Annotated in this window: 17 protein-coding genes; 12 read left to right on the forward strand and 5 right to left on the reverse strand. The window is 54.2% G+C overall.

Annotated elements, in window-relative coordinates:
* Positions 1–257 precede the first annotated feature (257 nt).
* Positions 258–959 carry a cytochrome b/b6 domain-containing protein gene (locus tag DY252_RS08570; RefSeq protein WP_064790515.1) on the forward strand — a complete coding sequence of 234 codons (702 nt, stop codon included), beginning with the start codon at positions 258–260 and terminating at the stop codon, positions 957–959.
* Positions 960–1068: 109 nt separating this feature from the next.
* On the opposite strand, the gene DY252_RS08575 is transcribed toward DY252_RS08570, so the two are convergent.
* The gene (locus DY252_RS08575; protein ID WP_064790516.1) at positions 1069–1533 is read right to left on the reverse strand and encodes a c-type cytochrome; all 465 of its coding nucleotides are present in this window, start codon (positions 1531–1533) and stop codon (positions 1069–1071) included.
* Between the two features lie 199 nt (positions 1534–1732).
* Between DY252_RS08575 and DY252_RS08580 the strand changes: the two genes are divergently transcribed.
* The 4 genes from DY252_RS08580 to DY252_RS08590 all read left to right on the forward strand — a co-directional run bounded on the left by DY252_RS08580 (position 1733) and on the right by DY252_RS08590 (position 5523).
* Positions 1733–3283, forward strand: a complete 1551-nt coding sequence (locus DY252_RS08580) for an NAD-dependent succinate-semialdehyde dehydrogenase (RefSeq protein WP_231959817.1) — start codon at positions 1733–1735, stop codon at positions 3281–3283.
* A gap of 496 nt (positions 3284–3779) precedes the next feature.
* Entirely contained in the window at positions 3780–3941 is a 162-nt protein-coding gene (locus tag DY252_RS22145) for an RSP_7527 family protein (RefSeq protein ID WP_156518953.1), read from the forward strand.
* Positions 3942–4104: 163 nt separating this feature from the next.
* A complete protein-coding gene (locus DY252_RS08585; RefSeq protein WP_064790517.1) occupies positions 4105–4893 on the forward strand; it encodes an alpha/beta fold hydrolase in 789 nt (262 codons plus the stop codon).
* Between the two features lie 15 nt (positions 4894–4908).
* On the forward strand, positions 4909–5523 hold the full coding sequence (locus DY252_RS08590; RefSeq protein WP_064790518.1) for an NUDIX domain-containing protein: 615 nt from the start codon (positions 4909–4911) through the stop codon (positions 5521–5523).
* Positions 5524–5530: 7 nt separating this feature from the next.
* On the opposite strand, the gene DY252_RS08595 is transcribed toward DY252_RS08590, so the two are convergent.
* The 4 genes from DY252_RS08595 to DY252_RS08605 form a co-directional block, all read right to left on the reverse strand.
* Positions 5531–6253, reverse strand: a complete 723-nt coding sequence (locus DY252_RS08595) for an SDR family oxidoreductase (RefSeq protein WP_064790519.1) — start codon at positions 6251–6253, stop codon at positions 5531–5533.
* A 157-nt stretch (positions 6254–6410) separates the two neighbouring features.
* The gene (locus DY252_RS08600) at positions 6411–7700 is read right to left on the reverse strand and encodes a polyhydroxyalkanoate depolymerase (RefSeq protein WP_064790520.1); all 1290 of its coding nucleotides are present in this window, start codon (positions 7698–7700) and stop codon (positions 6411–6413) included.
* 701 nt (positions 7701–8401) lie between these two features.
* A complete protein-coding gene (locus DY252_RS22675; RefSeq protein WP_255356223.1) occupies positions 8402–8533 on the reverse strand; it encodes a hypothetical protein in 132 nt (43 codons plus the stop codon).
* A gap of 252 nt (positions 8534–8785) precedes the next feature.
* Positions 8786–9775 (reverse strand): AraC family transcriptional regulator, encoded by a 990-nt coding sequence (locus DY252_RS08605; RefSeq protein WP_064790521.1) that lies wholly within the window; start codon positions 9773–9775, stop codon positions 8786–8788.
* Between the two features lie 276 nt (positions 9776–10051).
* Between DY252_RS08605 and DY252_RS08610 the strand changes: the two genes are divergently transcribed.
* The 7 genes from DY252_RS08610 to pgl all read left to right on the forward strand — a co-directional run bounded on the left by DY252_RS08610 (position 10052) and on the right by pgl (position 18498).
* The gene (locus DY252_RS08610; protein ID WP_197482611.1) at positions 10052–11326 is read left to right on the forward strand and encodes an ABC transporter substrate-binding protein; all 1275 of its coding nucleotides are present in this window, start codon (positions 10052–10054) and stop codon (positions 11324–11326) included.
* Positions 11327–11493: 167 nt separating this feature from the next.
* Positions 11494–12417 carry a carbohydrate ABC transporter permease gene (locus DY252_RS08615; RefSeq protein ID WP_064790522.1) on the forward strand — a complete coding sequence of 308 codons (924 nt, stop codon included), beginning with the start codon at positions 11494–11496 and terminating at the stop codon, positions 12415–12417.
* A 1-nt stretch (position 12418) separates the two neighbouring features.
* Positions 12419–13258 carry a carbohydrate ABC transporter permease gene (locus DY252_RS08620; protein ID WP_231959818.1) on the forward strand — a complete coding sequence of 280 codons (840 nt, stop codon included), beginning with the start codon at positions 12419–12421 and terminating at the stop codon, positions 13256–13258.
* Between the two features lie 38 nt (positions 13259–13296).
* A complete protein-coding gene (locus tag DY252_RS08625) occupies positions 13297–14928 on the forward strand; it encodes an alpha-glucosidase (RefSeq protein WP_064790523.1) in 1632 nt (543 codons plus the stop codon).
* 26 nt (positions 14929–14954) lie between these two features.
* The gene (locus DY252_RS08630; RefSeq protein ID WP_064790524.1) at positions 14955–16085 is read left to right on the forward strand and encodes an ABC transporter ATP-binding protein; all 1131 of its coding nucleotides are present in this window, start codon (positions 14955–14957) and stop codon (positions 16083–16085) included.
* 125 nt (positions 16086–16210) lie between these two features.
* Positions 16211–17704 carry a glucose-6-phosphate dehydrogenase gene (zwf, locus tag DY252_RS08635; protein WP_064790525.1) on the forward strand — a complete coding sequence of 498 codons (1494 nt, stop codon included), beginning with the start codon at positions 16211–16213 and terminating at the stop codon, positions 17702–17704.
* Positions 17705–17778: 74 nt separating this feature from the next.
* Positions 17779–18498 (forward strand): 6-phosphogluconolactonase, encoded by a 720-nt coding sequence (pgl, locus tag DY252_RS08640; RefSeq protein ID WP_064790526.1) that lies wholly within the window; start codon positions 17779–17781, stop codon positions 18496–18498.
* The last annotated feature ends 1 nt before the right edge of the window (position 18499 follow it).

An 18499-nucleotide genomic window follows, 5' to 3' on the forward strand; every position in this document is an offset into this window, starting at 1 on the left:
AACGCGCACAGTAACTGTGACCCTGATCACTTTGCTTCCGCCAATTGATACTGCTTGTGAGAATGATTTTCAATTAAAGAATTGGCAATTCGCAAAGTTTTAGTTTTCGGTAATGTGATAACCGTTGGTTGCCCCAGCATCGCGGACAATTTTTAGTGGTATGGAAAATTGATCTGTCTTTAAGTTTCTTGACGGAAAATGATCTGCGATTTTTTCCGCAATCCAAGAACCACCGTTCGCGCAAAGAGAGAGATCCGATGAGCACCCCATCCGCAGACGAAAAGAAAGTCAAACTTTGGGACTTCCCGGTTCGTCTTTTTCACTGGGCCCTTGTCATTGCCATTGTCACCGCTTGGTGGACCAATCGGCAGGTGATGATTGATATCCATGCGATTGCCGGTTACAGCGTCCTCGCCCTTGTGATCTTTCGCATCATCTGGGGCTTTGTTGGCAGTTCAAACGCCCGCTTTGCCGATTTCCTGACCGGCCCCAAGCGCGTGATCAATTACGTGCTTAAAATTCCGAACGGGACAATGTCCGAACTGACCTATGCCGGGCACAATCCGGCAGGGGGCTGGATGGTTTTGGTCATGATTTTACTGGTCGGGGTGCAAGCGGTATCTGGCCTGTTTGCCAGCGAGGATACCTTCCTGTTCTTTGACGGGCCACTTGTTGCCTATGTCAGTTCCGATGTTGCCAGCATCATGAACTGGATCCATCACACCAACATCAATCTGATCTATGCCGCTGTTGGTCTGCACGTGTTCGCTGCCCTGTTCTATCTTGTCGTCAAACGCGAAAACCTGATCCGGGCGATTGTCATTGGCACTCGCCGCGTGCCGGTCGAACTGGCAGGGCGCTTTGCAAATATCCGGTTTGCCTCACCTGTGCTGGGGATTGTGCTCCTGATTATCTGTGCGCTTGTGGTGTGGGGCGGTGTGACGCTGGCGCGCGGTTAGTGCGGGAAAACAAATGATAATGACAAAGGCCAACGTTCCCTTGATGGAACGTTGGCCTTTTTGATTTGCCTGCAAACCCCATGACCGGGTGGGGCCGCAAGATCAAATTTTACTTGGTGCGGAATTCGTCGTGGCAGGCTTTGCAGTTCTTGCCAAGATTGCCCATCGCTGCACCCATGGCACCCTTGTCACCGACAGCATCGGCAAGGGCGAGGGCGGCTGTTTGCAATTCCGGGAAGCGACCGGCGAAATCATCCCAATCGGTCCAGACATCGGCAGTTGCCGTGGTTTTGACGGTTGCATCGGGTGTTTGGGGTTCAAATGCTGCTGGGGCAGCCCCCGCTGAAAACGCAATGCCTTTGGCCAGATTGGCCAGAACCGGATCGGGCAGGGTGCATTCGCCCTTCATATAGCAGCCAAGTGTACCCATTGCGCCGCCAATGCCATCCATAAGCATCTTGCGGTTTTCAACCGCGGCGTTGTCGGATGCTTCATCGGCCTGTGCCGTCATCGGGAATGTGGCGCCTGCAGTTATGATCGTGCCGAGGAGACCGGCAAAAAGGAGCTTCTTCATCTTGGGTTCTCTCTCCAAAACGCGTTAAAGTGTCTCTCTGAGTGCAGCGTTCAGTTTTAGTTTTTTATATTGAGATGTAAGCACGTTATTGCCATTAGCCCGCCGCAAGGCTTAGTGTCCCAGCAACGCCCCCGAAACAGTAATCACAAGCGCGTGATCACCAAAGTTTTTGTTATTGCGTGCCAAGGAAGTCCCGCCCATGTCCGCTGCCACCCGGAATAATTCACCCTCCGCATCATCCGCCCCGGATCCACAGGCCAATGAGACCCTTATTCGTGAGGGACGCGCGCGTGCACGCGCCCTTATCCGCGACTGGAACCTCAAGTATGCCTATATCAATGGTGAATGGCGGGCAGCGGACAGTCGTGAAACGCTGGACGTTATTGATCCGGCAAAGGGCGACGTCGTCGGTGCCGTTCCCTTCATGCGGACTTCCGAAGCTCGTCAGGCGATTGATGCCGCCCACGACGCCTTTCCGGCCTGGTCGCGGATGCTGGCGCGCGAACGGAGCGATATTTTACGCCGTTGGCGCGATCTGCTTGAAACCCATCAAGAGGATCTGGCAGCGCTGATCACGCTTGAACAGGGCAAACCCCTTGATCAGGCACTTCGCGAAGTGGTCGGTGCGATTGCCTATGCCGAATGGTATGGCGAAGAAGCCAAGCGCGCCTATGGTCAAACCATGCCTGCTACCCAGCGAGACCGGCGTGTTGTTGTGCAAAAACACCCCGTAGGTGTGGTCGCGGCGATTACGCCGTGGAATTTCCCGCTGACCATGGTGGTGCGCAAATGTGCGCCGGCATTGGCGGCGGGCTGTACCGTGATTGTCAAACCGGCCGAGGATACCCCGCTTTCGGCATTGGCGGCGGCCAAGCTGGCCGAGCAGGCCGGTTTTCCGCCCGGTGTGTTTAACGTCGTGACCGGTTTGCCCCACCCGATAGGCGAGGCCCTGACAGGCGATCAGCGCGTTCGGATGTTGTCCTTCACCGGTTCAACCTCGGTGGGCAAACGGTTGATGGAACAATGCGCGCCGACGATGAAAAAGCTCTCGCTGGAGCTCGGCGGCAACGCGCCCTTTATCGTCATGGATGATGCTGATCTTGATGCGGCCGTTGCGGGCGCGATGATTTCAAAGTTCCGCAACGGTGGCCAGACCTGCGTTTGTGCCAACCGCATCTTTGTCCAGGACGGTATCTATGATGCCTTTGTCGAAAAGTTCGTTGCCGCCAGCAAGGTACAGACCATCGGCAATGGATTTGTGCCCGGCACGGAATTGGGGCCACTGATCAACCGTCAAGCGGTGGCGAAGGTCGAACGCCTTGTCGCCGATGCCCAAAAGCGCGGTGCAAACCTGATCTATGGCGCGCCCTTGCCCGACGAAGGCTTTTTCACCCGGCCACTTGTGATGACCGATGTGCCCGATGATGCAGATTGCTTTGACGAGGAACTGTTTGCCCCGGTGGCGCCGATCTATCGGTTTGGCACCGAAGATGACGTGATCACACTTGCCAATCGGGTGCGCACCGGACTGTCTTCTTATATCTACAGTCGCGATATCGGGCGTATCCAACGGCTTGCCGATCGTCTGGAAGTCGGTGTGGTCGGCATCAATGATGGCACCACCAGCCACGAAGGTGCGCCGTTTGGCGGGGTCAAGGAAAGTGGTCAGGGCCGCGAAGGCGGTCATTGGGGGCTTGAGGAATATCTTGAACCCAAATACCTCAATTACGCCCTTAAGTCGGGCATCTGAAGGCGTGTAAAGAATCCCCGGATAGGCGGATCGTAAAACGGCAATATCCTGACCGGGTATTGCCGTTTTCTGCTTTTGGGCGAGCTATGCAAAATTGTGCGGTGTGACTCTGGCGAAAATATCTGCAATTTTGACCGCATTTGGCGAAAAATCGATCTGCACCAAGTATTTTTCGATGATTTTTCTTCTGCGCAGGACTTGAAATACCGTCGGGCAGCATCTTCATATTAGGGTCATCATAGATCTGACGGGATGTTAAGGGTTTCAGAGTGTGAAAATGTGAGCAAAACGAACGCCTTATTTGTCATGATACAAATATGTGAAATATGCATGACGGAATTATCTCATTGTTGATCATAGGTATGCGTTGAGTGCATGTTTGGGGTGATAAAACTCTTCTCGTCGGTATGATCAAACAGGCGTACACCGGGTTTAACGAAACACACAGCGAAACCCCGGCGGGAACAACGCCGGATGCTTTTAAGAGGAAACGGACATGAAAATGTATCGTGATTATGACCTGGTTGCCCTGCAGCGCGAAGCTGAATATCTCCGTGCACAGGCTATGCGTCAGATGCTTGTTGCACTGGTACGCAAAGTTGGTGCCCTGTTTGGCGCACACAACAAACCCCACGGTGGTGTTGCTGCTGGCGCGTAATTGCGCAGCCAACCACACCCTGCGACCGTTCAATCGGTACGCTTAAAAACGCCTCCGCATCTCGTTGTTGCGGAGGTGTTTTTGTTTGGGCACTTCACCTTCGCAGTTTGCACCGCTATTAAGGGGGATCGACCCCGTTCGAATTGCGCAGAAGTTGGTCTTTATGAAACTTGCCCATTACGCCTTTGGCGAAGAAAGCCGTGACAACGGCACCATCGTGATTGTCCATGGCCTGTTTGGTCAGGCCCGCAACTGGACGGCCATCGCACGGCGACTGGCGGAAAAGTATCACGTTGTTACCGCTGATTTGCGAAATCACGGCCGCTCCGACTGGGACGCGGAAATGACCTATCCGGCCATGGCGGCCGATCTGGCCGAACTGATCAGTGAGGTATCCGATAAACCGGTGCATCTGGTCGGGCATTCGATGGGCGGTAAGGCATCAATGGTGCTTTCCCTTTCGGCCGATGCCTGTTTGGTTGCCGATCTGGTCGTGGTCGATATTGCCCCGGTTTCCTATGACCATGATTATAGCGGCTATATCAGCGCCATGCGCGATGTCGACTTTTCCACCATTTCGCGCCGCTCCGAGGTCGAAGACGCCCTGTCTTCTGGCGTATCGGAAAAAGGCGTGCGTCAATTCCTTGCCCAGAATGTCGCGACTGACAAGGAAACGGGCGCGATGTCATGGCAGGTCAATATCGACGCCATGGCCAACCATCTTGACGATATCATCGGTTGGCCAACGGACGGGCTTGCCGATCAGTATGATGGCGACGTGCTGTTTATTTCGGGTGCCAATTCGCACTATGTCGATCCCAAGGACCGTGATCACATCAAATCGCTTTTCCCCAAGGCGGCCTTTACCAGCATCAAGGGCGCTGGTCACTGGGTCCATGCCGAGAAACCCGATGCCGTGCTTTTGACCCTGTCTGCCTTCCTGAAACGCTAGTCCGGTGACGCCATCATGTTCGATCTGCCCAAAGGTTGGTCTATTCCCGATCAGGATCACGTCCGAGTCAGTGATATCGAATGTCTGTCGGACAACTGGTATCGGCTTTATCGCGTCAGCTTTGATCTGAAACGATCAGATGGATCATGGCAAAGTCAGACGCGCGAAGCTTATGAACGTGGCAATGGTGCGGGCATCCTGCTTTATAACCGCACGGACCGCACAGTCATCCTCACCCGACAGTTTCGCCTGCCAAGCTTTGTCAATGGCAACGAAGACGGCATGTTGATCGAAGTCCCGGCAGGTGTGCTGGATGATCGTGATCCGGCCGCAGCCGTCATTGCCGAGGTCGAAGAAGAAACCGGCTATAAGATCGGAAAGCCCCGTCAAGTCTTTGATCTGTTCATGAGCCCGGGATCTGTGACCGAACGTCTGCATCTGTTCGTTGCCGAAGTCACCCGCGATCACCGCGAAGGGGATGGTGGCGGCCTGCACGAGGAGGGCGAGGATATCCATGTGCTTGAGATCGGCTTTGACGACATCATTCCGATGATGGCCGATGGTCGTATCCGCGATGCCAAGACCGTGATCCTTTTACAGCACGCCCTTCTGACCAAGCTGTTTGATTAAGCACGGATCACCAAGGCAGTTCCGTGCCGTCATAGGCAAAGAACCCGCCCGATTTCTGGGCATCAAGCTGATCAATAACGTTGAGCATATTGGCCGTCGCCTCGTCCGGGCTTTGTACTTTCAGTCCGGATTTGGCAAACGGACCGGAAAGCCCGGTATCGACCGTGCCGGGATGAAGGGTCACGCAAACGCAATCACGTTTGTTCCGCCCGATTTCAATCGCGGTGCATTTGACCAGCTGATTAAGCGCTGCCTTGGCCGCACGGTATCCGTACCAGCCCCCCATGCGATTATCACCAATACTGCCGACCTTGGCCGACAGGGTGGCAAACACCGATTTGCCTGAACGCGGCAACAGAGGGCAGAAATGCTTCATCAAAAGCGCCGGGCCAATCGCGTTGATCTGAAACTGCTTGGCCATGTAGTCGGCATCAATGTGGCGCAGGGATTTTTCCGGCTGGAAGGTTTCATCATGCAGATAGCCGGTGGCATCAATGATCAGGCGCACTTCGCCACCAACCGATTTGACATAATCCGCACATTCGGCGACGGTTTCCGGGCGATCAAAATCAAGGGCAGGGCTGCTGGATCGCGAAAGCGCAATCACCCCGGAAAACCGCCCGCTGGCCCGCAAATGATCGACAAAGGCCTTTCCGATGCCGCCTGTTGCGCCACAGACGACGGCAAGGCTGTCTTTTGGAAAAGTGTCAAATGTCGTCAAGCTGGTCATGGTGGTGGGCTCAGTCGTTGTTTTGCTGTTTAAGACTTTACGCGTTGCCGCGAAGGGCGGTTCACCTGTGCCTTTTTGTCATTGGCAGTACTGTGATCAAACCAAAAAAGCCGCCTGCTTTTATGCAGGCGGCTTTTGATATGGTTGCGGTTAGGTGTTATTCGGCCGCGTTGATATGCGTGACATTGGGAGCGCTTCGCGCACCTTTGCCTTCATGATCGTGACGGCGGATGAATTCCTTGATCCGCGGGCTAATCTGTTCACGCCAGCGACGCCCGTTAAAGACGCCGTAATGGCCGACACCCTGCTGCAGGTGATGCATGCGCATATTGTCAGGCAGATTGGTGGTCAGTTTGTGGGCCGCGCGGGTCTGTCCCATGCCGGTAATGTCATCACGTTCACCTTCAACCGTCAGAAGGGCCGTTTTGGTGATGGCGGATGGATCAACCGGAACACCCTGCCAGCGCATCGTACCTTCGGGCAGGCTGTGTTCGTGGAACACGACCTTCAGCGTCTGCAGATAAAACTCGGCTGTCATATCCATGACCGCCAGATATTCCTGATAAAAATGACGCTTGGCATCGGCACTTTCGCCATCACCTTCGACAAGGTGATTGAACATGTCGTGATGGGCGGAAACGTGACGATCCCAATTCATGCTCATGAAGCCTGCAAGCTGCATAAAGCCCGGGTAAACCCGGCGCATCACACCCGCATGCGGCAGGGGCACGTGTGAAATTACATGCTGCTCAAACCAGTCAAGGGTATGTTGCTTGGCGAACTTGTTGACCTCGGTCGGGTTTTCGCGGGTATCAATCGGGCCCCCCATCAGGGTCATCGATGCCGGCTGGCAGGCTTCGTTGCCTGCTGCCATCAGGGATGCTGCGGCAACCACCGGCACAGAGGGCTGACAAACGGCCATCATATGCGTGTTCGGGCCAAGCTTGCGCAAGAAGCGCATCAGATAATCGATATAGCTATCCAGATCGAAATGGCCAAGGTGGACGGGCACCAGACGGGCATCAATCCAGTCGGTGATATAGACATCATGATCGGGCAGAAGTGCTTCGACCGTGCCACGCAGAAGTGTTGAAAAGTGTCCAGAAAGCGGTGCCACAATCAACAGGCGCGGGTCATCGGGCTGCGTTTTCAGATGGTCGGTTTCGCGCTTGAAATGCAACAGATTGCAAAAAGCTTCGCTGTGGACGATTTCTTCGGTGATCGGCACGGTTTCACCGTTGATCACCGTCGTGTCCAGACCGAATTCCGGTTTGCCGTAACGATGGGTAATATGCGTGAACACGTCACACGCTGCGGCCGCTGCCCGACCCTGATGGGTATAGGACATTGGATTGGCCGGATTGCGCAGCCACTTCTTGCTGGCATCTGCGGCCATGCGAAGCGGGCTTATTGTGGCGTGCTGCAATTCATAAAGGTGATACAGCATTTATTCTCACTCCCGGGTGACCGACAAAGTTTGTGTGGTCACCGACCTGGTTTACGGCATTTCACCCTGTTTTATCCGCGCACAGCGTACCTGCGCGCGTAATCTGGCTTTTTTCAGAGTTCCGGTCGGGACGAATAATTTCCGTTGTCCGATCTGACGCCCGTTGCTCATTATCTGGGGATCAGCGTTCTGAAATCCAATTGTTGCTTCAAAGCCTACTTGAGTTCCGCAGACAAGCAATAGCCATAAAGTATGAGGAAATGACGAATTATCTTTTTTCAGCCTGATTCAAACGAAATTTTGCCGGTTTGTCGAGTGAAATTTTGCAATGCAGCGTAAACTGTTGCGATGCAATAAAAAGTTTTTGGCACGTAACGTTGGAGCTTGGCGGTCGATTGACGGAGAAAATGTGAGGAAGGCTCATGTTTTTTGTTGGGGTCAATCTGGTGCCGGGTACGTGCAAATCAAAAAAAAAGCGCCGCTATTGGGGAAATAGCGGCGCCAGTAGGCGGAGTATGCGGAAAGAATTATTGCGGTCCATGAGGCCCCATGGGGAAGACCGGGCGTAGGGAAGGTCTGACCGACAGGCGGGACAGGGTTTGGGTGCGGGGTTGCCTGCCGGTCAGACGCCCGTGATGGACAAAAGCTGGGTGGCTTATGGTCCGGGCCTCAGAAACACAAATAACGTGTGTTGGGAATTCCTAGACAAGACCGCGAAGGGTTTGGGCCATGCCAAGTCCGATCACAAACAGGAAAAATCCTGTGCTGCCGACAACAGCGACTGTGCTGCAAAGCTCGTTTAAGCGGGTCGGGTTCTCGATCAGTTTCAACATGGTGTGTCCTTCTCAATCTGTCTGAGGAAACCATACTGTTCTGATTTTGTTCTCGCAAGAACAAAATTGGAACAAAATGCGGATACATATATTAAGTATTTGATATTAAATATAAATATTCTGTTCTCAAATGTTCTCATTTTTGGGTGAGAATGAGAACATTTACGTTAAAGGGTGAGACTCGGGTTTAATGAAATCCGCAGAAAACAGTGCCTTTGCGCGAGTCATGATAAAAAGAACGCCGATGTTCTTTTACTCGGCCGCATCAATCGTTGCTGCCGGGATGGCTGTGCGTGACGGGATGCCATCAACTTCGCTTGGAAGCGGTCGGGCGGGAACGGCACCTGCGACTGCGGCCGGTGTCGGCGGATGATCGGGGAACTGGCCATGAACGCGGATGTTCTCGCGATAGGCATTGGCCGATTTGCCGCGATATTGCCGGAAGCGACGATTGAAGTTGGACAGGTTGGGAAAGCCGTTATTTTCCGCAATCTGATAAATTGGCAGATCGGTGCGTGACAACTGAACGCACGCCCGCGAGATGCGGTATTCGTTCAAATATTCCACCACGCTGCGCCCGGTATATCGTTTGAACAGACGATAGAAGCTGCTTTCACTTACACCCGCGACATCGGCCAAAGCAGAAACGCGTAGCGGTTCAGCGTGATGGGCATGGATGAAGGCAAGGGCGCGGTCAACCCGGATCGATTCACTGTTATGACCAGCCTCGCCCCGGAAATTGGCGGATGCCAAGGGACGGTCAATCCCGGCAAGAAGGGTTTCCAGCATCTCAATCATCAGGATGAAGCGTGCGCGTGGTTTGGCACTATCAAGCTTGGGACAGATACTCTCTACCTTGGCAACCGCGTCTTCGGTAAAGGAAAGACCGCGGCGTGCCCGATCAAACAATTCGTGGAAGTCGGCAAATTCGACAAAGTCATGGGTCAGGTTCTGCACCCATTCCTGAGACAGCCACATGACATAAACTTCAATCGGGCGGGACGGGTCGATACGTTTGCATTCCCATAAATGGGGCAGGTTGGGGCCGACCATGGCAAAGTCGATGCCATCGAAATCCTGACGATGATCACCAATCAGACGCGACCCTTTGGCGTTGAGCGTCAGGGTCATCTCATATTCCGGGTGCTGGTGCCAGTTACAACGGAAATCATCCCAGACATAATGGAAATAACCCCAGCTATACCCATCTGGATTGGTAATTCGTTCCTGGATGATTCGCATTTTAACCCGTCAATTGTAGGACTATTGGCGTTGAATTTGCAGAATAGTATCATCCTTTGAAGGATATGACACTTTGAAAAGGTCATATCAGGCGTATCCTTTTTCAATCGGATGGTTCCGCGCCGGGAAAGCAAAATCCGAATTGATTGTAGCCGGATAGTGCGACTGGGGTTCTGGCGCGGAACCCATCCTGCACAGAAATACGTCCAATAAGAACAAACAAGGCAGCCGCCAAAAGGCTGCATGGAAAACAAACATCAATATAGGGAGGTCTCCATGACCTTGATGAAAAAGTTGCTCGCGACTGCGGGCGTCTTTGGCGCAGCCATCACCATCGCCGGGGCGGCACATGCAGCCAAAATTTCGATTTCGTGTGGCGCGGTTGGTCAGGAACTTGCGTTGTGTCAGGAAGGTGTCGATGCTTGGGCGGCCAAAACCGGTAACGAGGTTTCGGTGATTTCCACTCCGAACTCCACCACGGAACGTCTGGCCCTTTACCAGCAAATTCTGGCCGCCGGTTCGGCCGATATCGACGTCTTTCAGATCGACGTGATCTGGCCAGGTATTCTTGGTAATCACTTCATTGATCTGAACGATCATATGGCCGAAGAGGCCAAAGCACACTTTGAAGCCATTGTTGCCAACAACACCTTTGAAGATCGTCTGGTTGCGATGCCGTGGTACACCGATGCAGGTGTTCTTTATTACCGCAAGGATCTTCTGGAAAAGTACGGTGAGCCCGTCCCGGAAACCTGGGAACAACTGACCGCAACTGCCCAGAAAATTCAGGAAGGCGAACGCAAGGCAGGCAATGACAAGATGTGGGGCCATGTGTTCCAGGGCCGTGCGTATGAAGGTCTGACCTGCGACGCGCTGGAATGGGTTGTTTCCTATAACGGTGGATCGGTTGTTGAGCCAAATGGTGACATTTCGATCAATAACGATGCCGCCAAGGAAGCCATCCGCACTGCTGCGGGCTGGGTTGGTACGATTTCGCCGGAAGGCGTTCTTGGTTATGCCGAAGAAGAAGCACGTGGTGTGTTCCAGTCGGGCAACTCGGTCTTCATGCGCAACTGGCCTTATGCCTGGTCGCTGGCAAACTCTGCTGACAGCCCGGTCAAGGGCAAGGTAGGCGTCGCTGCCCTGCCAAAGGGTGGTGAAGATGGCCGTTCGGCAGCAGCCCTTGGCGGTTGGCAGCTCTCAGTCTCCAAATATTCCGAAAACCCTGAACTGGCCGCAGACCTTGTGAAGTTCCTGACCTCCTATGAGGAACAGAAACGCCGTGCCATCAAGGGGTCCTATAACCCGACGATTGCCGATCTCTATCAGGACGAAGAAGTGCTTTCGGTCAACCCGTTCTTTGGCGATCTTTATGACACCTTTGTCAATGCCGCACCGCGTCCATCAACTGTGACCGGTTCAAACTATAACAAGGTTTCAAGCGAGTTCTGGCAGGCTGTTCATGGCGCCCTTTCTGGCAACCAGACTGCTGATGAGGCCCTTACCGGGCTTGAACGTAGCCTTAAACGCATCAAGCGTTCCGGTTGGTAACGCCCATCCGTCGAGCGGGGCGTCAAAACACGATGCCCCGCCGACGGACACAAGGCCGGTTTGCCGTGATGAACGCATCCGAAGTAGCGGCTGTTAATATCGCAAAACGGCAAGCCGGGTGACTGACGGGCATTGCTCCGTCTGACTTCAATATCAAGAGCAGTAACATGGCGCAGGTTTCGTCCCTGACACGTTCAAGACGGCGTTCGGCCTGGTTATTCCTGACCCCGATGCTGGTCATTCTGGCCGCAGTGGCAGGCTGGCCCTTGCTTCGAACGTTTATCTTCGGCTTTACCGATGCAAATCTGTCTGATCTTGGCAGCTACGGCTTTATCGGGTTTGAGAATTTCTATGCCGTTTATGACGGCGAGACATTCGGGCTTTTGGCCGACCCGGAATGGTGGCAGGCGGTCTGGAACACGATTTATTTCTCGGTGATTTCGGTCTCGCTTGAGACGGTTCTGGGCATCATTGTTGCCCTTGTCCTCAATCAGGAATTTAAGGGGCGCGCGCTTGTCCGTGCTGCTGTTTTGATCCCGTGGGCAATTCCGACGATTGTGTCAGCCAAGATGTGGAACTGGATGCTTCATGATCAGTTCGGCATCATCAATGACCTGTTCATTGCCCTTGGCTTTATCGACGCACCGATCGCATGGACGGCCAATCCGCAAATGGCGATGGCCGCCGTCATCATGGTCGATGTCTGGAAAACGACGCCATTTATGGCGCTTTTGACACTTGCAGCCCTTCAGATGTTGCCAAGTGACTGTTACGAAGCCGCCAAGGTCGATGGCATTCACCCGGTCAAGGTGTTCTTCAAGGTGACCTTGCCGCTGATCAAGCCAGCCCTGATGGTTGCGGTTATCTTCCGTGCGCTTGATGCTCTTCGGGTGTTTGACGTGATTTACGTGCTGACGCCAAACAATCCCAACACCATGACCATGTCGGTCTATGCCCGACAGATATTGGTCGATTTTCAGGAAGTCGGATATGGCTCTGCCGCATCCACCTTGCTGTTCCTGGTAATCGCGTTTTGCATCATGGCTTATATCATGATTGGCCGTGTGCGCCTTGATGAAGGGGGGCACTAAGATGGATATGACCTTTAATCACATCGTCAAAAAGGCCGGTTTCTATTTGCTGGTCGGTGTGATCGTCCTGTTTGCGGTGTTCCCGTTTTACTATGCGATCCTGACCGCGTTCGAAACCGGATCGGCCCTGTTTGAAGTCAATTATCTGCCCGAAAGCTTCAGCTTCGCGAACTATCTGTCAGTGTTCGAAGGCCAGCCGTTCGGGCGGAATATCTTCAATTCGATCTTTGTCAGCGTACTGGTGGTTGCTCTTTCCCTTCTGATGGGGGTAACCGCATCCTATGCGCTGGCGCGCGTCAAGTTCGCCGGACGTGGGTTGCTGCTGATCACCATTTTGTCGGTGTCGATGTTCCCGCAAGTGGCTGTTCTGTCGGGCATGTTTGAGCTGATCCGTGCGGTCGGACTTTATAACAGCATGTTCGGTTTGGCGATTTCATACATGATGCTGACCTTGCCATTTACGGTCTGGATCCTGACAGCATTCATGCGCGAACTGCCCCGTGAATTGGAAGAAGCGGCTGTCATGGATGGCGCCAGCCCATGGACGGTGATCACGCGGGTGTTCCTGCCGGTTATGTGGCCGGCCATGGTAACCACCGGACTTCTGGCCTTCATCATGGCCTGGAACGAGTTCCTGTTTGCCCTGACCTTTACCCTGACCAATGAACAGCGCACCGTGCCGGTCGCCATCGCCCTGATTTCAGGTGCGAGCCAGTTTGAAATGCCTTGGGGCAATATCATGGCGGCATCGGTCATCGTGACGGTTCCACTGATTGTTCTGGTTCTGATTTTCCAACGTCGCATCGTGTCCGGCCTGACGGCTGGTGCTGTCAAAGGTTGATGCGATCTCGTCCCAAATTGACTTGAAGGTGATCAAAAATGGCTTTGGCCGGTGATCAAAACTGGTGGCGCGGTGGCGTCCTGTATCAAATCTATCCGCGCAGTTTCTTTGATTCCAACGGTGATGGGATCGGCGATCTGCCGGGGGTGACCCAAAAACTGGAATATGTCGCGTCGCTTGGTGTGGACGGGATCTGGCTGTCGCCGTTCTTTACCTCGCCGATGAAGGATTTCGGATATGACGTGGCCGACTATCGTGATGTCGATCCGATGTTTGGCACGCTGGCCGATTTCGATCATCTGGTTGAACGCGCCCATGACTTGGGCCTGCGGGTCACGATTGATCAGGTGCTGTCACACAGCTCGGATCAGCATGACTGGTTCAAGGAAAGTCGTTCATCGCGTGATAACCCCAAAGCCGACTGGTATGTCTGGGCCGATCCAAAACCCGATGGCACGCCACCCAATAACTGGCTGTCGATCTTTGGCGGGTCGGCGTGGAAGTTCGATACCACGCGTCAGCAATATTACATGCACAACTTCCTGGTCAGTCAGCCGGATCTGAATTTCCATAACCCGGATGTACAGACGCAGTTGCTTGAAGATGTCGAATTCTGGCTGCGGCGCGGGGTCGACGGGTTCCGGCTTGATACGGCGAACTTCTATGTTCATGACGCGGAACTGCGTGATAACCCGCCATGGGTTCCGGGCACACATCGCCCGGAAGGTGCGCCAAAGGAAAACCCCTATACGCGCCAGATGCATGTCTATGACAAGACGCGCCCGGAAAATATAGCCTTCCTGCAAAAGCTGCGCGCGGTGATGGATAAATATTCCGGCAGTACGACAGTGGGTGAAATCGGCTCGGACAATTCGCTTGCGACCATGGCGGAATACACCTCAGGCGGGGATAAGCTTCACATGGCTTACACCATCAACCTGCTTGAAAGCCCGCTTGAAACCGGGCTTGTGCGGGACATGCTCAAAAACGTGTTTGATGTGCTGGGGGATGGCTGGCCGTGCTGGGCAGTGTCCAACCATGACTTCATGCGCGTTGCCAGCCGCTGGGGCAAGGACAAGGGCGGGGACAATGATGCGCGCCTGCGCATGATCCCGGCACTTTACACCTCTCTGCGTGGAACCCCGTGCATCTATCAGGGCGAAGAACTTGGCCTTGAAGAAGCAGTTGTACCTTATGAACTACTTCAGGACCCCTACGGCATTGAAATGTGGCCGGAATTCAAGGGCCGTGATGGTTGCCGCACGCCGATGCCATGGCTGAATGCCAATGCACCACATGGTGGATTTACCTTTGGTGATCAGCCTTGGTTACCGGTTCCGCCAGAGCACAGCGCACTTGCAGTGGCAGATCAGACTGACGATCCGAACTCGTTGCTGAATTTCTATCGCGATCTTCTGGCATGGCGCAAAAGCCATCCGGAAATCATCAATGGCGATATCGAGATGCTGGAAAATCTGGGCGGTGATGTCATTGCCTATGCCCGAATGTCTGGCGTTGTGCGCACGATTTGCGTGTTCAACACCACCCCTGATCCGGTGACAGTCACACTGCCCGGACAATCCGAACCGAACTGCCCGTTTGCCACCGGCACAGTTGCAGGTGATCGCCTGACGCTGCCGGGGTGGGGTTTTTATTTCGGGACCATATAACAAAAGAAGTCTGAGGGAAGTTTAAGATGTCTGATGTTGTTTTAAAGCAGGTCGAAAAGCGGTTCGGGCCGGTCCATGTCATTCATGGCGTGAATCTTGATATTCGCGATGGCGAGTTCTGCGTGTTTGTCGGCCCGTCGGGGTGTGGAAAGTCAACGCTTCTGCGGTTGATCGCAGGGCTTGAGGATATCTCTGGCGGGGAACTGTCGATTGGCGGCAAGGTCGTCAATAATGTCGCGCCCAAGGATCGTGGTGTCGCCATGGTGTTTCAATCCTATGCGCTTTATCCGCACATGTCGGTGTTTGACAACATGGCATTCGGGCTCGATCTGGCGAAAAAGTCCAAGGACGAGCAGCATGAACGCGTCATGGCGGTGGCCAAGATCTTGCAGCTTGAAGAGCTTCTTGACCGCAAGCCCAAGGAACTTTCCGGTGGTCAGCGACAGCGTGTCGCGATTGGGCGTGCGATTGTGCGCCAACCCGGCGTGTTCCTGTTTGACGAACCGCTATCGAACCTTGACGCGTCACTGCGTGTGCAAATGCGCATCGAGTTGACAAAGCTTCATGAAAAATTGAAGTCCACGATGATTTATGTGACGCATGATCAGGTCGAAGCGATGACGATGGCCGATAAAATTGTCGTCTTGCGGGCCGGTCGGGTCGAGCAGGTTGGATCCCCGCTGGAACTTTATCATCACCCGCAAAATCAATTTGTTGCAGGCTTTATCGGATCGCCTAAAATGAACTTCGTTCCGGCGGTTGTTGGGGCCGTCTCGCAACAAACTGTTACGGTTAAACTGGATTCTGGTAAAGACGTCGATCTGCCCGTTGATGGCAGTGGTCTTGCCACAGGAGATCGTGTAACAGTGGGCGTCAGGCCGGAACATTGCAGCATTGCTGATCAGGACACAGCATTGTTCGCAGGAACGGTCGATGTGGTTGAACATTTGGGCGAGGCTGGCCTCGTCTATGTGCAGACCGGTGCCGAAGAGCTTTTTGTTGCCCGTGTTGCTGGCGATACGGCAATCGCATCAGGGAGCTCTGTCGGGGTAACTGCCCGGGTACAGGATTGCTATTTGTTCGACCAGAATGGGAAGGCGAAACGCCGGCTTGCGGTCGATAACGCTCCGCTTGCGGCGCAGTTGTCTGCCAGATAGGCAGTTCCGGAAAGGCCGGGATTGCCACCACGGCAAAATGCCGTGCCCCGATTGTCTGCCAGGATCGCAAGATCCAGGGTCCCACCTTGGCGACGGGAAGGAAACGTTGGAAGGCTAAGGGCATAATGAAACAAAGGCAAAGGCTTAAGCATCGTATCGCGGATATCGTGATTTTCGGTGGGACCGGAGATCTGGCGTTACGTAAACTTTTTCCCGCACTGTATGAAATGGAACGCACCGGGCGTTTCGATGATGAGACCCGAATCTTTGGCGCATCGCGCAGCGAACATAGCGACGAAGATTTCCGGGCCAAGCTGGAAGAAGCCGGGAAGAAATTCATTCCCAAAGGCGAATTCGAACCCGAGACGTGGGCGAAGTTCGCCAGCCGCATTGCCTATGTGCAGGTTTCTGCCGGCGATGAAAGCGGGTTCAAGGTCCTGTATGAAAAGCTGTCCGATCAGCCTGATCGTGACCGCGTCTTTTATTTTTCGACCAGTCCGTCGCTGTTTGCCGACATGGCCTTTAATCTGAAAAAGGCCGGTCTGGTAACGCCGAATTCCCGTGTCGTGCTTGAAAAGCCGCTGGGCCATGATCTGGACAGTTGCCGCGAAATCAACGGCCAGATCGGTGAAGTGTTCGAGGAAAACCAGATTTTCCGTATCGACCACTATCTTGGCAAGGAAACGGTGCAGAACCTGATGATCCTGCGCTTTGCCAATGCGATGTTCGAGCCGCTGTGGAACAGCGCGCATATCGATCACGTTCAGATCACGGTAGGCGAGGAAGTCGGGGTCGAGGGCCGCTGGTCCTATTACGACGATGCCGGTGCGATGCGCGATATGGTGCAGAACCATATGTTGCAGCTTTTGTGCCTTGTTGCGATGGAGCCGCCCTATGTCCTTGATCAGGATGCGGTCCGCGATGAAAAGGTCAAGGTGCTGAAAGCGCTTCAGCCGATCAACGATAGCAATATCGACAGCTCCACCGTGCGCGGCCAGTACCGCAAGGGCGCTGTGGGTGGCAAGGAAGTGCCGGGCTACCTCGAAGAGGAAGGGGCCAATACCGACAGCACCACCGAAACCTTTGTTGCGATCCGGGCAGAGCTTGATAACTGGCGCTGGTCTGGTGTTCCGTTCTATCTGCGTACGGGCAAACGTTTGCCCAAGCGTCATTCGGAAATCGTCATCCAGTTCCGTGACGTCCCGCACCAGATTTTCCCGCTGGCAAAATCCATGACCAACTATCAGGCCAACAAGCTGGTCCTGCGCCTGCAGCCTGATGACGGTATCCATCTTGTGCTCAATAACAAGAACCCGGGGCCGGGTCTTGTGCGTCTGCGCCCGACGGCATTGAACCTGTCCTTTGCAGAGGCGTTCGGGGGACGAAGCCCGGATGCCTATGAGCGTCTTTTGCTGGATGCGATTGATGGCAACAACACCCTGTTTGTCCGCCGCGATGAACAGGATATTGCCTGGCAGTGGGTCGACGCCATTCAGGATGCGTGGCAGAACAATCATATCACGCCCAAGGGATATACCGCCGGAACGTGGGGCCCGTCTGCTGCCATCGCCCTGATCGAACGCGATGGCCGGACCTGGAACGAAGAAGCCGGGTTCTAGCATTGTGCATACCCGGTGCGTATGTGCCGGGGCCTTGCACAAACTCGCCATGACCCCAACTTCGGGAAGAAGACATGACAAACGAACGCACATTCAAAAGCGGCGATGAAATGCTTGCGGCAATGGTCAAGGAAACCATTGATCGTCTGGAATTTGCTATCGCAACCCGCGGCCATGCCAGCATGGCTGTCGCCGGTGGACGCTTTCCCAAGCCGCTGTTTCAAACCCTTTCACAGGCGCGCCTTGACTGGTCAAAGGTGATTGTAACCCTTGGCGATGATCGCTGGGTCGGGCTTGATGATGATCAGTCCAATGAAAAACTGGTACGAGATAACCTGTTTATCAACGAAGCACAGAACGCCCGCTTTGTGTCGCTGAAAACAGCCGATAATAGCCCGGAAGACGCGGTGGAAACCGTCAGCGCGCGTTTGCGTACTGAAATGCACTGGCCGCTTGATATCGTATTTTTGGGGATGGGGGATGATGGTCATACCGCATCGCTTTTCCCGTCCTCAACCCCCGAAGCCCTGGGTAACGGGCTTTATCCCAAGCATGGCGAACTGGTTGCCGCTGCCCGCCCGACCGTATCCCCGGTCCCGCGCATCAGCATGACTTTGCCCGCCATCCTCAATGCCCGGTACATTGCCATCCACATTACCGGACAATCCAAATGGTCGACCTATGAAACCGCGAAAAACGGCACGGAAATCGAAGAGATGCCGGTTCGCGCAATCTTGCAACAGAACGATGTCCCCGTCGATCTGTGGTGGAGCGCCGAGAACCCGAAAGGCTGAA

It is taken from the genome of Thalassospira indica, from assembly GCF_003403095.1.
GTDB lineage: Bacteria > Pseudomonadota > Alphaproteobacteria > Rhodospirillales > Thalassospiraceae > Thalassospira > Thalassospira indica.